18 protein-coding genes and 1 tRNA gene are annotated in these 13,433 nt (G+C 69.9%); 17 read left to right on the top strand and 2 right to left on the bottom strand.

Translation table 11 applies throughout. The features are described from left to right. Positions 1–12: 12 nt before the first annotated feature. Positions 13–945, bottom strand: coding sequence for a threonine/serine dehydratase (locus TCCBUS3UF1_RS10050; RefSeq protein ID WP_041433884.1), 933 nt, complete (start codon positions 943–945; stop codon positions 13–15). A 58-nt stretch (positions 946–1,003) separates the two neighbouring features. On the opposite strand from TCCBUS3UF1_RS10050, the gene secG reads away from it, so the two are divergent. The 9 genes from secG to rsfS all read left to right on the top strand — a co-directional run bounded on the left by secG (position 1,004) and on the right by rsfS (position 5,794). Then, a complete protein-coding gene (secG, locus tag TCCBUS3UF1_RS10045) occupies positions 1,004–1,231 on the top strand; it encodes a preprotein translocase subunit SecG (RefSeq protein WP_014516398.1) in 228 nt (75 codons plus the stop codon). Between the two features lie 36 nt (positions 1,232–1,267). Continuing rightward, positions 1,268–1,343, top strand: a tRNA-Ala gene (locus TCCBUS3UF1_RS10040). A 102-nt stretch (positions 1,344–1,445) separates the two neighbouring features. Then, complete coding sequence (gene rplU, locus TCCBUS3UF1_RS10035; protein WP_014516397.1) at positions 1,446–1,751, top strand: 50S ribosomal protein L21; 306 nt, start codon at positions 1,446–1,448, stop codon at positions 1,749–1,751. Between the two features lie 3 nt (positions 1,752–1,754). After that, the gene (gene rpmA / locus TCCBUS3UF1_RS10030; protein WP_041433883.1) at positions 1,755–2,012 is read left to right on the top strand and encodes a 50S ribosomal protein L27; all 258 of its coding nucleotides are present in this window, start codon (positions 1,755–1,757) and stop codon (positions 2,010–2,012) included. A 4-nt stretch (positions 2,013–2,016) separates the two neighbouring features. Further along, a complete protein-coding gene (gene obgE, locus TCCBUS3UF1_RS10025) occupies positions 2,017–3,267 on the top strand; it encodes a GTPase ObgE (RefSeq protein ID WP_014516395.1) in 1,251 nt (416 codons plus the stop codon). Continuing rightward, complete coding sequence (gene nadD, locus TCCBUS3UF1_RS10020) at positions 3,267–3,827, top strand: nicotinate-nucleotide adenylyltransferase (protein WP_014516394.1); 561 nt, start codon at positions 3,267–3,269, stop codon at positions 3,825–3,827. The genes obgE and nadD overlap by 1 nt, the downstream gene beginning before the upstream one ends. After that, entirely contained in the window at positions 3,802–4,359 is a 558-nt protein-coding gene (yqeK, locus tag TCCBUS3UF1_RS10015; RefSeq protein WP_014516393.1) for a bis(5'-nucleosyl)-tetraphosphatase (symmetrical) YqeK, read from the top strand. The genes nadD and yqeK overlap by 26 nt, the downstream gene beginning before the upstream one ends. After that, a complete protein-coding gene (locus tag TCCBUS3UF1_RS10010; RefSeq protein WP_041434040.1) occupies positions 4,349–5,446 on the top strand; it encodes an LCP family protein in 1,098 nt (365 codons plus the stop codon). Before yqeK ends, TCCBUS3UF1_RS10010 begins: the two co-directional genes overlap by 11 nt. Before the next feature lie 6 nt (positions 5,447–5,452). Continuing rightward, the gene (gene rsfS / locus TCCBUS3UF1_RS10005; protein ID WP_014516391.1) at positions 5,453–5,794 is read left to right on the top strand and encodes a ribosome silencing factor; all 342 of its coding nucleotides are present in this window, start codon (positions 5,453–5,455) and stop codon (positions 5,792–5,794) included. On the opposite strand, the gene TCCBUS3UF1_RS10000 is transcribed toward rsfS, so the two are convergent. Then, a complete protein-coding gene (locus tag TCCBUS3UF1_RS10000; protein ID WP_014516390.1) occupies positions 5,795–6,076 on the bottom strand; it encodes a hypothetical protein in 282 nt (93 codons plus the stop codon). Between the two features lie 21 nt (positions 6,077–6,097). Between TCCBUS3UF1_RS10000 and panC the strand changes: the two genes are divergently transcribed. From panC to TCCBUS3UF1_RS09960, 8 genes are read left to right on the top strand one after another with little or no spacing between them, the layout of a single operon-like run. Continuing rightward, positions 6,098–6,928: a pantoate--beta-alanine ligase gene (gene panC, locus TCCBUS3UF1_RS09995; protein WP_014516389.1), complete on the top strand. Its 831-nt coding sequence runs from the start codon at positions 6,098–6,100 to the stop codon at positions 6,926–6,928. Beyond that, positions 6,925–8,034 carry a type IV pilus twitching motility protein PilT gene (locus tag TCCBUS3UF1_RS09990; RefSeq protein ID WP_014516388.1) on the top strand — a complete coding sequence of 370 codons (1,110 nt, stop codon included), beginning with the start codon at positions 6,925–6,927 and terminating at the stop codon, positions 8,032–8,034. Before panC ends, TCCBUS3UF1_RS09990 begins: the two co-directional genes overlap by 4 nt. 55 nt (positions 8,035–8,089) lie before the next feature. Further along, positions 8,090–9,010, top strand: coding sequence for a class II fructose-1,6-bisphosphate aldolase (gene fba / locus TCCBUS3UF1_RS09985; RefSeq protein ID WP_014516387.1), 921 nt, complete (start codon positions 8,090–8,092; stop codon positions 9,008–9,010). Between the two features lie 53 nt (positions 9,011–9,063). Beyond that, complete coding sequence (locus TCCBUS3UF1_RS09980) at positions 9,064–10,338, top strand: thymidine phosphorylase (protein ID WP_014516386.1); 1,275 nt, start codon at positions 9,064–9,066, stop codon at positions 10,336–10,338. Between the two features lie 15 nt (positions 10,339–10,353). Beyond that, positions 10,354–11,253, top strand: coding sequence for a M23 family metallopeptidase (locus TCCBUS3UF1_RS09975; RefSeq protein ID WP_014516385.1), 900 nt, complete (start codon positions 10,354–10,356; stop codon positions 11,251–11,253). 10 nt (positions 11,254–11,263) lie between these two features. Further along, the gene (locus TCCBUS3UF1_RS09970) at positions 11,264–11,629 is read left to right on the top strand and encodes a polymer-forming cytoskeletal protein (protein WP_014516384.1); all 366 of its coding nucleotides are present in this window, start codon (positions 11,264–11,266) and stop codon (positions 11,627–11,629) included. A 1-nt stretch (position 11,630) separates the two neighbouring features. Next, the gene (gene accD / locus TCCBUS3UF1_RS09965) at positions 11,631–12,488 is read left to right on the top strand and encodes an acetyl-CoA carboxylase, carboxyltransferase subunit beta (protein WP_014516383.1); all 858 of its coding nucleotides are present in this window, start codon (positions 11,631–11,633) and stop codon (positions 12,486–12,488) included. Beyond that, positions 12,472–13,422: an acetyl-CoA carboxylase carboxyltransferase subunit alpha gene (locus tag TCCBUS3UF1_RS09960; RefSeq protein WP_014516382.1), complete on the top strand. Its 951-nt coding sequence runs from the start codon at positions 12,472–12,474 to the stop codon at positions 13,420–13,422. The genes accD and TCCBUS3UF1_RS09960 overlap by 17 nt, the downstream gene beginning before the upstream one ends. The last annotated feature ends 11 nt before the right edge of the window (positions 13,423–13,433 follow it).

Raw genomic sequence — 13,433 nt, 5'->3', positions numbered from 1 at the left:
TACCCCTTCCCCCTAGGGAGAGAAGTCCCGGTTGCCCCCGGAGAGGACCAGGGCCAGGGTCTGGGGCAGCCTGGCCCCATGTTCCAGCACCGCGGCCAGGGGGAGGGCCCCGGTGGGCTCCACCACCTGCTTGGTGCGGGTGTGGAGGAGGCGCTCTGCCTCCAGGATGGCCTCCTCGCTCACCGGCAGGATCCCGTCCACCTTGGCCTTGAGGATGGGGAAGGTATACGCCCCCAGGCTCAGGGTCCGCACCCCGTCCGCCCGGGTCCTGGGGGCCTCGGCCAGGCGCAGGATCCGGCCCGCCTCGAGGCTCCGCCGGGCGTCGTCCGCCCCTTCCGGCTCCACCCCCAGGACCAGGGTGGTGGGGGCAAGGGCCTTCACCGCCGTGGCCACCCCCGCCGCCAGCCCCCCGCCCCCCACGGGCACCAGCACCGCCTCCGGGAAGCTCCCCTGCCGGCTTGCCTGGGCCAGGAGTTCCAGCCCCAAGGTGCCCTGCCCGGCCACCACCAAGGGGTCGTCAAAGGGGTGGAGGAAGGCGTACCCCGTTTCCTCCTGGAGGGCCCGGGCCACGGCCTCCCGGTTGGCCACCGTGACCCCTTGGTCGTAGACCTCGGCCCCGTAGGCCCGGGCCGCCGCCTTCTTGAGGGGGCTTGCGTCCTCGGGCATGACGATGAGGGCCTTTACCCCAAGCACCCGGGCGGCGTAGGCCACCCCCTGGGCGTGGTTGCCGCTGGACACGGCCAAAAGCCCCTTGGGGTCCTCGAGGGTCAGGGCCTTGGAAAGGGCCCCCCGGGCCTTGAAGCTCCCGGTTTTTTGCAGGTGCTCGGCCTTGAGGAGGAGGCGTTTTCCCAAAAGCTCGTCCAGGAGATGGGAGGTGAGGAGGGGGGTGCGGTGGGTGTAGGGGGCGATGCGCCTCAGGGCGGCGTAGATTTCCGCCAGGTCCATGCCCCCATCTTGCCCCAGGGTGGACACGCAAGGCCCCCGGCGCTAGAGTGGGAGGGGTATGGACCTGCTCTACACCTTGGTCATCCTCCTCTACCTGGGCGTGGCCGGCCTTCTTGTGTACCTGGTGTTGGTGCAAGAGCCCAAGCAGGGCGCCGGGGACCTGATGGGCGCTTCCGCGGACCTCTTTTCCGCCCGGGGGGTTACGGGCGGGCTTTACCGCCTCACCATCATCCTGGGGGTGGTCTTCGCCGCCTTGGCCCTCCTCATAGGTCTGTGGCCCCGTTGACAAGAAGCCGCCCCCTGGGTACCATAGGCGTTGCCTGGGGCCGTGGCGCAGTTGGGAGCGCGCCTCAATGGCATTGAGGAGGTCAGGGGTTCGAATCCCCTCGGCTCCACCAGGAAAGCCCCCCGAAAGGGGGGCTTTGGCTTGCGGGAAGCCCCGGGCTTGGGTATAGTAGAAGACCGGTAGGCCCCGCGGGGCCCTTAGGAAGGGGAAGGCCATGTTCGCGATCGTCAAGACGGGTGGCAAACAGTACCGGGTGGAGCCTGGCCTGAAGCTCCGGGTGGAAAAGCTGGAAGCGGAGCCCGGGAGCCAGGTGGAGCTCCCCGTCCTCCTCCTCGGCGGGGAGGAGACCCGGGTGGGGGCTCCGGTGGTGGAGGGGGCCAAGGTGGTGGCCGAGGTGTTGGGCCACGGTCGGGGGAAGAAGATCACCATCTCCCGCTTCAAGGCCAAGGTGCAGTACCGCAGGAAGAAGGGGCACCGCCAGCCCTACACCGAGCTCCTCATCAAGGAGATCCAGGGGTGAGCCATGGCGCATAAAAAGGGTCTCGGTTCTACCAAGAACGGCCGCGATTCCCAGGCCAAGCGTCTGGGGGTGAAGCGCTACGGCGGCCAGGTGGTCAAGGCGGGCAACATCCTGGTGCGCCAGCGGGGCACCAAGTTCAAGCCCGGCAAGAACGTGGGCATGGGCCGTGACTACACCCTGTTCGCCCTGGTGGACGGGGTGGTGGAGTTCCAGGACAAGGGGCGGATGGGCCGCTACGTGAGCGTGCGCCCCTTGGCGTAGGTCGGTGTTCCAAGACGTTCTCCAGATCACCGTCGCCGCCGGCCGGGGCGGCGACGGCGCCATTTCCTTCCGTCGGGAGAAGTTCGTGCCCAAGGGGGGGCCGGACGGGGGGGATGGGGGCCGGGGCGGAAGCGTCTACTTGCGGGCCCGGGGCAGCATCGACTCCCTTTCCGAGCTTTCCAAGCGCACCTACAAGGCCGAGGATGGGGAGCACGGCAAGGGAAGCGGCCAGCACGGCCGCTCCGGGCGGGACCTCTACATTGAGGTCCCCCGGGGGACCCGGGTGTTTGACGCGGACACCGGGGAGCTCCTGGGGGACTTGACCGAGGAAGGGGCCACCTTGCTGGTGGCCCGGGGGGGCTCGGGGGGGCGGGGCAACGCCCACTTCGCCACCCCTACCCGCCAGGCCCCCCGTTTCGCCGAGGCGGGGGAGGAGGGGGAGCGGCGGAGGCTCCGCCTCGAGCTCATGCTCATCGCCGATGTGGGCCTGGTGGGCTACCCCAACGCGGGGAAGTCCAGCCTCTTGGCCGCCACCACCCACGCCCACCCCAAGATCGCCCCCTACCCCTTCACCACCCTGAGCCCCAACCTGGGGGTGGTGGAGCTGGCCGAAGGGGCCCGCTTTACCCTGGCGGACATCCCCGGGATCATCGAGGGGGCCAGCCAGGGTAGGGGCCTGGGGCTGGAGTTCCTTAGGCACATCGCCCGCACCCGGGTTTTGCTCTACGTCCTGGACGCCGCGGACGAGCCCCTTAGGGCCCTGGCCACCCTGCGCCAGGAGGTGGCGGCCTACGACCCAAGCCTCCTGCGCCGCCCGAGCCTCATCGCCCTCAACAAGGTGGACCTGCTTCCCCCGGAGGCGGTGGCGGCCCAGGTGGCGGCCCTGGCCCGGGAGGGTCTGCCCGTCCTCCCGGTGAGCGCCCTGACCGGGGAGGGCTTGCCCGGGCTGAAGGAGGCCCTATGGGGCCTGGTCCAGGCCACCCCGGCCCCTGAGCTCCCCAAGCCCGCCCCGGTGGGGGCGGTGCCGGCCGGCGTGGAGGTGGTGCCCCTGGAGGAAGGGGTCTACGAGGTACGGGCCCCCGGGGTGGAGGGCTACCTCAAGCGGCTCAAGGGGGATCTCCAGGAGGCCGCCGGCTACCTGCAGGAGGTCTTCAAGCGCCATGGGGTGGAGGCGGCCCTCAAGGCCAAGGGGGTGCGGGCCGGGGACGTGGTGCGCCTGGGGGGGCTGGAGTTTGAGTACATCCCGGAGGTGTGATGCGCATCGGGCTCTACGGCGGCAGCTTTGACCCCATCCACCTGGGGCACCTCCTGGCCGCCAGCGAGGCGGCGGCCGCCTTGGGGCTGGACCGGGTCCTCTTCGTGGTGGCCGCCCGTCCGCCCCACAAGACCCCGGTAGCCCCCCCGGAGGCCCGGTACGAGATGGTCCTCCTGGCCACGGCGGAGGACCGGCGGTTTGCCGCCTCGAGGCTGGAGCTGGACCGGCCAGGCCCCAGCTACACCGTGGATACCCTGCGGGAGGCCCGGCGCCTCTTCCCCGAGGACGAGCTTTTCTTCATCACCGGGGCCGACGCCTACCGGGATGTCCTCACCTGGAAGGAAGGGGAGAAGCTGCCCCAACTGGCCACCCTGGTGGCGGTGGCCCGGCCCGGCTACCCCTTGGAGGGGGTGCCGGTCCCGGTCATCCCCCTCCCGGTGCCCGAGGTGGGCATCTCCAGCACGGAGATCCGGCGGCGGCTTCGCGAGGGGAAGAGCGTGCGTTACTGGGTTCCCCGCCCGGTGGAGGTGTACCTTGAGAAGCACGGACTCTACCGTTGAACTCCTGGAGAAGGTGAAGGCCCTGGTGCGTCCCGAAAGGCTGGCCCATATCCTGCGGGTGGCCGAGCTTTCCCGGGAGATCGCCGAGAAAAACGGCCTGGATGGGGAGCGGGCCTACCTGGCGGGCCTCTTGCACGATGCCGCCCGCGACCTTCCCATGGAGGAGCTCCTGCGCCTGGCCCCACCGGAAAACCCCGTGGAGGAGGCCCATCCCTTGGCCCTCCACGGCCGGGCCGCCCGCAGGCTGGCCGAGGCCTGGGGGGTGGCGGACCGGGAGGTGCTGGAGGCCATCGAGGGGCACGTCTACGGGGTAGACCCCCAAAACGGCCTGGGCATGGCCCTGTACATCGCCGACATCTCCGAGCCCGGCCGGGGGGTCAACGGGGAGATCCGGGCCTTGGCCCTTTCCGGAAGGCTTCTGGAGGCCTACCGTCAGGCGGTGGGGAACAAGGTGGCCTACCTCCAGGGCAAGGGGATCCCCATCCACCCCAAGACCCTCGAGGTGTACCGTGGCCTTCAGGGTGCGCCCTAGGACCTCCTTCCTCCTCCTGGCCCTGGCCCTTTTCCTCCTGGCCCTGGCCCTTTCCTGGCCCCGACCCCCCAAGGAGGAGGCGGTGCGGCCCCAGCGCCTGGGCGCCTTGCCAGAGATGGGGGTGGTGGTGGCCGCCCGGGACATTGAGTACTGCGGCTACCACACCCCTTGTGGCCCGGGAAGCCGCACGGACACCATCTTTTACCTGCGCCTCCAGGGGCAGGAGGTCAAGGCGGTGGCCCTCCCCCGGGACCTCTATAGCCCTGTGGTGGGGGGGAAGATCAACGCCGCCTACGGCCGCGGGGGGGCGGAGCTCCTGAAGCGGGCGGTGGCCGAGGCCACGGGGATGGTGGCGGAGCGGCACCTGATCCTCACCCTGGGAAGCGTGGCCCGGGTGGTGGACGCCGTGGGGGGGGTGGAGGTCTACCTGGAGCGGCCCATGCGCTACACCGACCGGGCGGCCCGGCTCTTCATCGACTTCCCCGCGGGCCGGCTCCACCTCAACGGGGAGGATGCGGTGAAGTACATGCGCTTCCGCCACGAGGCCCTGGGGGACTACGCCCGCCTGGACCGGATCAAGGGGGTGCTGGGCCAGGTGCTGCGGAAGGCCCAGGACCCCCGTACCTGGCCCGCCCTCACCCTGGCCTTGCGGGAGGCCTGGCGGGAGCTGGACACCGATCTCAGCCTGGAGGAGGTCCTGGGCGGGCTGCCCGCGGTGCGGGGGCTGAGGCTTTCCCTGGTGACCCTGCCCACCCGGGAGGGGCCGGGCACCTTCCTCTACGTGGACGAGGAGGCCCGGGCCCGGGTCCTGGCCGCCCTCTTTGGCGCCTCCCCCAGCGCCTCCCTGCCGGAGGTCCCCTTGAGGCTCCGGGGGGAGCGGTCCCTCCTCCTTTGGGCCCAGGTCCTTTTGCGCCGGGTGGGGGCGGAGCCGAGCCTGGAGGAGGCGGAGGTGGTGCGCAGCGCCGTCTACGCCAAGGACCTCGAGGCCGGGGCCTACTTCGCCGACCTTTTCCACCTGCCCCTCTTGAGCCCCCACGGGCCTGTGGAGGGCGTGGTGGTGGAGCTGGGCCAGGACCTGCTACACTGAGGGCAGATGGTGAAGACCAAGGAGGCGGTGGAGCTCATCGGCCGGATCAAGGATCTCCTTTGGGAAAAGAAGGCGGAGCGGGTGGTGGCCCTGGACCTCAGGGCCGTTTCCCAGAGCCTGGACTACTTCGTGGTGGCCAGCGCCACCAGCACCCCCCACCTGCAGGCCCTGGAGCGCCACCTGCAGGAAAAGCTGGAGGAGGAAGGCCTAAGGCCCAGGCCCACCGAGGGGCAGAGCCCCCGCTGGGTGGTCCTGGACTACGGCGAGGTGGTGGTCCACCTCATGACCCCCGAGGCCCGGGAGTACTACGACCTCGAGGGCTTCTGGGCTGACGCCGAGCGGGTCTAGCTACTTCACCCGCGGAGGGGCCAGGGGCCCCATGATGAAGCGCTGGAAGGCCAGGTAGAAGCCCAGGTAGACCAAAAGCTGGAACCAGAAGCTCTGGGCCACTCCCAGGCCCAGGGCGCCGGCCAGGAGGATCAGGGCCACGGCCCCCATCATCACCAAGGTGGTGCGCAGGAAGACCCCGGGGAAGTACCGGAGGGCCTCCCGGAAGGTCTTGGGGCGGCGCTCCTCCCACTCCTTTAGGGCCTTTTTCTTCAGCTTTTCCTCCCGCCTCTTCTTCCCCACAGGGAAAGTATACTGAGCCCCGTGAACGTGGTCCGCACCGCGGCGGAACTCCGGGCTCTCCTGCCCCGGGAAGGGGTGGGGTTTGTCCCCACCATGGGCTACCTGCACCGCGGGCACCTGGCCCTGGTGGAGCGGGCCCGGCGGGAAAACCCCTTCGTGGCGGTCTCCATCTTCGTCAACCCCCTGCAGTTCGGCCCAGGGGAGGACTACCACCGTTACCCCCGGGACCTGGAGCGGGACCGGGCCCTTCTGGAGGCCGCGGGGGTGGACCTCCTCTTCGCCCCTGGGGTAGAGGAGGTTTACCCCCCGGGCTTCGCCACCCGGGTGTCCGTGGAGGGACCCCTTACGGCCCTCTGGGAGGGGCAGGTCCGTCCCGGCCACTTCCAGGGGGTGGCCACGGTGGTGGCCCGGCTCTTCCTCCTCCTCCGCCCCGCGCGGGCCTACTTCGGGGAGAAGGACTACCAGCAGCTTCGGGTGGTGCGCCAGATGGTGCGGGACCTGGGCTTCCCCCTGGAGGTGGTGGGGGTGCCCACGGTGCGGGAGGAGGACGGATTGGCCCTTTCCAGCCGGAACGTGTACCTCTCCCCGGAAACCCGCGCCAAGGCCTCCATTCTCTACCGGGCCCTTTGGGCCATGCGGGAGGTGGCGGCAAAGGGGGGGAGCGTGGCCCAGGCCTTGCGGGCGGGGGAGGAGACCCTGGCCCAGGTGCCGGAGTTCCGCAAGGACTACCTGGCCATCGTCCACCCCGAGACCCTCCTGCCCCTTTCCCACTGGGTGCCGGGGGCCAGGGGCCTCGTGGCCGGGCGCTTTCCCGAGGTGCGCCTCATCGATAACCTGGAGGTCCACCCATGAGCGAAGCCTTTGTCCAGGAGGGAAAGGGAAGCCTCTTGGAGATGCTCAAGGCCATGGTCCAGGCCCGGGCCTCGGACATCCACCTGCAGGCGGGGGCCCCGCCGGTGATCCGGGTGGATGGCCGCCTGCGCCCTTTCGGCAACCGCCCCCTTACCCCCAAGGACACCGAGGCCATCGTCCGCGCCCTCCTTACCCCCGAGCAGCAAGAGGAGCTGGAGTACCGCAAGGAGATGGACTTCGCCTACACCATCCCCGGGGTGGCCCGCTTCCGCTGCAACCTCCTGCGCCAACGGGGCAGCTTCGGCCTGGTCATGCGGGTGGTGGCCGAGGTGATCCCCAGCTTTGAGGCCCTGGGCTTGCCCCGGGAGGTGATGGAGGGCCTGGCGGCCAAGGAGCGGGGGCTCATCCTGGTCACCGGGCCCACGGGAAGCGGCAAGAGCACCACCCTGGCCGCCCTCATCGACCACATCAACCTCCACTACGCCAAGAACATCATCACCATTGAGGACCCCATAGAGTTTTTGCACCGGCACAAGAAGAGCCTGGTGGTGCAGCGGGAGGTGGGCCTGGACACGGATAGCTTCTACTCCGGGGTGAAGTACGCCATGCGCCAGGACCCCGACGTGATCCTCATCGGGGAGATGCGGGACAAGGAGACGGTGGAGGCCGCCCTCATGGCCGCCCAGACCGGGCACCTGGTCCTCTCCACCCTGCACACCCTGGACGCCTGGCGCACCATCAACCGCATCATCGAGTTCTTCCCCTTGCATGAGCACCAGCAGGTGCGCATCCTCCTGGCCGAGTCCTTGCTGGGCATCCTCTCCCAACGCCTCCTGCCCCGGGCGGACGGGCAGGGCCGGGTCCTGGCCCTGGAGGTCCTCATCGCCACCCCCTACGTGCGGGAGCTCATCAAGGACGAGGAGAAGACCCCGCAGATCAAGGAGGCCATGATGGAGGGCTCCCTCCACGGGATGCGCACCTTTGACCAGCACCTGGTGAGCCTCTACACCGAAGGGCTCATCTCCCTGGAGGATGCCCTCTCCGCCGCCACCAGTCCCCACGAGTTCCGCCTCCTCCTCACCAAGGCCACAGGGCAGGCCTACTGAGGGGTGGTTTCCACGCTTCCAAAGGGGAAGGGTATAATCCCCGGTGGAGGCGGTTATGCTGGTGACCGGTTTGGAGATCCTGAAGAAGGCGCGGGCCGAAGGCTACGGGGTGGGGGCCTTCAACACCAACAACATGGAGCTCACCCAGGCCATCCTCGAGGCCGCCGAGGAGCTCAAAAGCCCGGTGATCCTGGCCCTTTCCGAGGGGGCCATGAAGTACGGGGGGCGGGCCCTGACCCGGATGGTGGTGGCCCTGGCCCAGGAGGCCCGGGTGCCCGTGGCCATCCACCTGGACCACGGCTCCAGCTACGAGAGCGTCCTCAAGGCCTTGCGGGAGGGCTTCACCAGCGTCATGATCGATAAGTCCCACGAGGACTTTGAGACCAACGTGCGGGAGACCCGGCGGGTGGTGGAGGCGGCCCACGCCGTGGGGGTGACGGTGGAGGCGGAGCTGGGCCGCCTGGCGGGGATTGAGGAGCACGTGGCCGTGGACGAGAAGGACGCCCTCCTCACCAACCCCGAGGAGGCTAGGGTCTTCATGGAGCGCACCGGGGCCGATTACCTGGCGGTGGCCATCGGCACCAGCCACGGGGCCTACAAGGGCAAAGGCCGCCCCTTCATCGACCATCCCCGCCTGGAGCGGATCGCCTCCTTGGTCCCCGCGCCCTTGGTCCTCCACGGGGCCAGCTCCGTGCCCCAGGAGCTCATCCAGCGCTTCCGGGACTCGGGGGGCGAGATCGGGGAGGCGGCGGGCATCCACCCTGAGGACATAAAGAAGGCCATCGCCCTGGGGATCGCCAAGATCAACACCGACACCGACCTGCGCCTGGCCTTCACCGCCCTCATCCGGGAGGGCCTCCTGAAAAACCCCAAGGAGTTTGACCCCCGGAAGTACCTGGGCCCGGCCCGGGAGGCGGTGAAGGAGGTGGTGAAAAGCCGGATGGAGCTTTTCGGCTCCGTGGGCAAGGCCCTTTAGGGCCAAGGCCTGAGGGGGTGCCCCCCAGGCGGCACCCCCTGTAGCATGGGCCCATGAACCCCGTGCGCTTCATCCGCGAGAAGCGGGAGGGCCTCAAGCACCGCAAGGAGGACCTAGAGGCCTTCCTCCAGGCCTACCTTAGGGAAGAGGTGCCCGATTACCAGGTGGCGGCCTGGCTCATGGCCGCCTTCCTCCGGGGCCTGGACCAGGAGGAAACCCTCTGGCTCACCGAGGTCATGGCCTACTCGGGGCGGGTTTTGGACCTCTCCGGGCTTCCCCATCCGGTGGACAAGCACTCCTCCGGGGGCGTGGGGGACAAGGTGAGCCTCCTGGTGGGCCCCATCCTGGCGGCCTCGGGGTGCACCTTCGCCAAGATGTCCGGCCGCGGCCTGGCCCACACCGGGGGGACCATCGACAAGCTGGAGTCGGTGCCGGGCTGGCGGGGGGAGATGACGGAGGCAGAGTTCCTGGAGCGGGCCCGGCGGGTGGGCCTGGTCATCGCCGCCCAAAGCCCGGACCTGGCCCCCCTGGACGGCAAGCTCTACGCCCTCCGGGACGTGACCGCCACCGTGGAAAGCCTTCCCCTCATCGCCAGTTCCATCATGAGCAAGAAACTTGCCGCTGGGGCCAGGAGCATCGTCCTGGACGTAAAGGTGGGCAAGGGGGCCTTCATGAAGACCATCGAGGAGGCCCGGCTTCTGGCCCAGACCATGGTGGAGATCGGCCGCGGGGCGGGGAGGCGGGTGCGGGCCCTCCTCACCTCCATGGAGGCCCCCCTGGGCCGGGCGGTGGGGAACGCCCTGGAGGTGCGGGAGGCCATCCTGGCCCTCAAGGGGGAGGGGCCAGGGGACCTCCTGGAGGTGGCCCTCCGCCTGGCCGAGGAAGCCCTAAGCCTCGAGGGCTTGGACCCCGCCGCGGCCCAGAGGGCCTTGGAGACCGGGGCGGCCCTGGAGAAGTTCCGGGCCTTCCTCGAGGCCCAAGGGGGGGATGGCCGGGTGGTGGAGGACCTCGGCCTCCTCCCCCTGGCGGAGGAGCTTTCCTTCCGGGCCGAGGCCGAGGGGGTGGTCCAGGAGGTGGACGCCTACCGGGTGGGCCTGGCCGTCTTGGCCCTGGGGGGCGGGCGGCGGAAGAAGGGGGAGGCCATCGACCCCGGGGTGGGGGTCTACCTCCTCAAGAAGCCAGGGGACCGGGTGGCCCGAGGGGAAGCCCTGGCCCTCCTCTACCACCGGGGCCGGGGCCTGGAGGAGGCCTTGGCCGAACTCAAGGCTGCCTTCCGCCTGGGGGAGGAAGCCCGTCCCCTCCCCCTGGTGCTGGAGAGGGTGGGTTAGGTATACTCCCCGGGGATGAAAAGGCGCCCGGTCCGGTATACCCTCCTCCTGGCCCGCAGCGGCGGGGGGAGCCGGGCCCTCTCCCTACCGGGGTGGGCCCTGGCCCTTCTTCTGGGCCTTTTGGCCTTGTGGACGGGGGCCAACCTCTACTTCTGGCACAAGGGGCGGGAGGCCAGGGCCCTGGAGCTTCGCCTCCAGGCCCTCTCCCAGGAGGCCCGGAGGCTTTCCCTGGCCCTCGAGGCGGAGCGGGCCAAAAACGGCGCCCTTTCCCAGGAGGCGGAACGCACCCAAAGGGAACTGGCGCAGATCCGCAAGGCCCTGGAAGAACTCCGCCGCCGCGCGGGGCTTTCCCCCTTGAACGCCCTTCCCGTGCGCTACGGCCCCGGGGGCCAGGGGGGTGGGGCCATGGAGGGATGGGCGGCGGTGCGGGCCGAGGTCCTGGACCTGAAGAACCAGCTTGCCGAGGTGGCCCCTGCCCTGGAGCGCACCCTGGAGGTGGAGCGAAGCCGCCCCTTGGGCCTTCCCCTGAGGACCTACGAGGGGATTACCTCCCCCTTTGGCCTGCGCAGGAACCCCTTTGGCCCCGGGTACGAGTTCCACGACGGCCTGGACTTCTCCGCCCCCTACGGCGCCCCGGTCTACGCCACGGGCAGCGGGGTGGTGGCCCGGGCGGGCTGGATGGGGCCCTATGGCCTGGCCGTCCTCCTGGACCATGCCGAGGGCTACCAGAGCCTCTACGGCCACCTCTCCCGCCTCCTGGTCCGTCCGGGGGAGCGGGTGGAAAAGGGCCAGGTCCTGGGCTACGTGGGCTCCACCGGGCGTTCCACCGGCCCCCACCTGCACTACTCCGTCTACCGCTACGGCGCCCCCTTGGACCCCAGGCCCTACCTTTCCCCCTCCTGGGCCTCTCGGTAAAATGGGGCGGATGTTGGGCAGAAAGCAAGGGGGGGCCCTCACCTACCTGGGCCCGGACACCGAGATCCTAGGGGACCTGAAGGCCAAGGGCCAGGTGCGCATCGACGGCCTGGTGCGGGGCTCGGTCTACGTGGAGGGCGAGCTGGAGGTGGGGCGCACGGGCCGGGTGGAGGGGGAGCGCATCGAGGCCCAGGCGGTGCAGATCCACGGGGAGGTGAAGGCCGACCTGGTGGCGGGCAAGGTGGCCCTCTCCAAGACCGCCCGCTTCAGCGGCACCGTGCGGGCCCAGACCCTGGACGTGGAGGCGGGGGCGGTCTTCATCGGCCAGACCCTGGCGGGGGAGACCAAGGCCCTCGAGGCCCCCAAGGAGGCGTAGCGTGGCCCTGGAGCGGCTTTTTCGGAGAAAACGGCCCAGCGGGGAGAACCGGGACGTCCCCGAGCTTTGGACCAAGTGCGAGGCCTGTGGGGCAGGGATCTACAAGAAGGAATTCCGGGAAAACCTCTACGTCTGCCCCAAGTGCGGCCACCACCACCGCATCTCCGCCCAGGAAAGGGTGGAGATGCTGGCGGATCCCGGCACCTTCCAGGAAATCACCCGCCTAAGCCCCCTGGACCCCTTGGGCTTCGTGGACACCAAGCCCTACGGCGAGCGCCTCAAGGCCTACCAGCAGGAGACGGGCCGCCGGGACGCCATCCTGGGGGGGACCTGCGCCGTGGGCGGGGTCCCGGCGGTGCTCCTGGTGATGGACTACGCCTTTGCCGGCGGGTCCATGGGAAGCGTGGTGGGAGAGGAGATCGCCCGGGGGGTGGAGCGGGCGGCGGAGGAGGGGCGGGCCCTGGTGATCGTGGCCGCCTCCGGGGGGGCTAGGATGCAGGAGGCCGCCCTTTCCCTCATGCAGATGGCCAAAACGGTCATGAGCCTGGACCGCCTCTGGGCCCAGGGCCTGCCCTACGTGTCCATCCTTACCGACCCCACCACGGGCGGGGTTACGGCCAGCTTCGCCGCCCTGGCCGACGTGATCTTCGCCGAGCCTGGGGCCCTGATCGGCTTCGCCGGCCCCCGGGTGATCAAGCAGACCATCCGCCAGGACCTTCCCGAGGGCTTCCAGCGGGCGGAGTTCCTCTTGAAGCACGGCATGGTGGACCGGGTTACCGACCGCCGCAGGCTCAAGGCCGAGGTGGTCCGGGTCCTGCGCCACCTGCACCCCGGAGTCCCCTATGCCTCTGGAGTTTGAAAAGCCCATCCTGGAGCTGGAAAAGCGCATTGCCGAGTTGAAGGAAACCGCCAAGACCACGGGGGTGGACCTGGAGGCGGAGATCCGCCTCCTGGAGGAGCGCCTGGCCCGGCTCAAGGCGGAGATCTACGGCCACCTCACCCCCTGGCAACGGGTGCAGCTGGCCCGGGCCCCCGGGCGGCCCACCACCCTGGACGTCCTGGAGAAGGCTTTCCAGGACTTCCTGGAGCTTCACGGGGACCGGGCCTTCGCCGACGACCCGGCCATCGTGGGGGGTTTGGCCTACCTCGAGGGCCAGAAGGTGGTGGTGGTGGGGCACCAGAAGGGGCGGGACACCAAGGAGAACCTGCAGCGCAACTTCGGCATGCCCCACCCCGAGGGGTACCGCAAGGCCATGCGCCTCATGGACCTGGCGGACCGTTTCGGCTACCCCTTTCTGAGCTTCATCGACACCCCGGGGGCCTACCCCGGGGTGTCCGCGGAGGAGCGGGGCCAGGCCTGGGTCATCGCCCAAAGCCTGCAGCGCATGGGCCGCCTCCGGGTGCCGGCCATCGCCGTCATCCTGGGGGAGGGGGGGAGCGGGGGGGCCTTGGCCATCGGGGTGGCCAACCGGGTCCTCATCCTGGAGAACGCCTGGTACTCGGTGATCAGCCCCGAGTCCTGCGCCGCCATCCTGTGGCGCGACGCCAAGGAGGCCCCCAAGGCGGCGGAGGCCCTGAAGCTCACCGCCCAGGACCTCCTGGCCCTGGGGGTGGTGGACGCCATCGTCCCCGAGCCCGAGGGCGGGGCCCACAAGGACCCGGCCCGGGCCATAGCCCACCTCAAGGAGGCCCTCCTGAGGACCCTGGAGGAGCTCAAGGGGCTTTCCCCGGAGGCCCTCTACCAGGACCGCTACCGCCGCTTCCGCGCCCTTGGGGCCTACGCGGAGCCTTAAGGCCCCTTGGG

This window comes from Thermus sp. CCB_US3_UF1, from assembly GCF_000236585.1.
Lineage (GTDB): Bacteria > Deinococcota > Deinococci > Deinococcales > Thermaceae > Thermus.
Note: the sequence above shows the minus strand (reverse complement) of the source record. Positions and strands in the feature narration are given on the sequence as shown.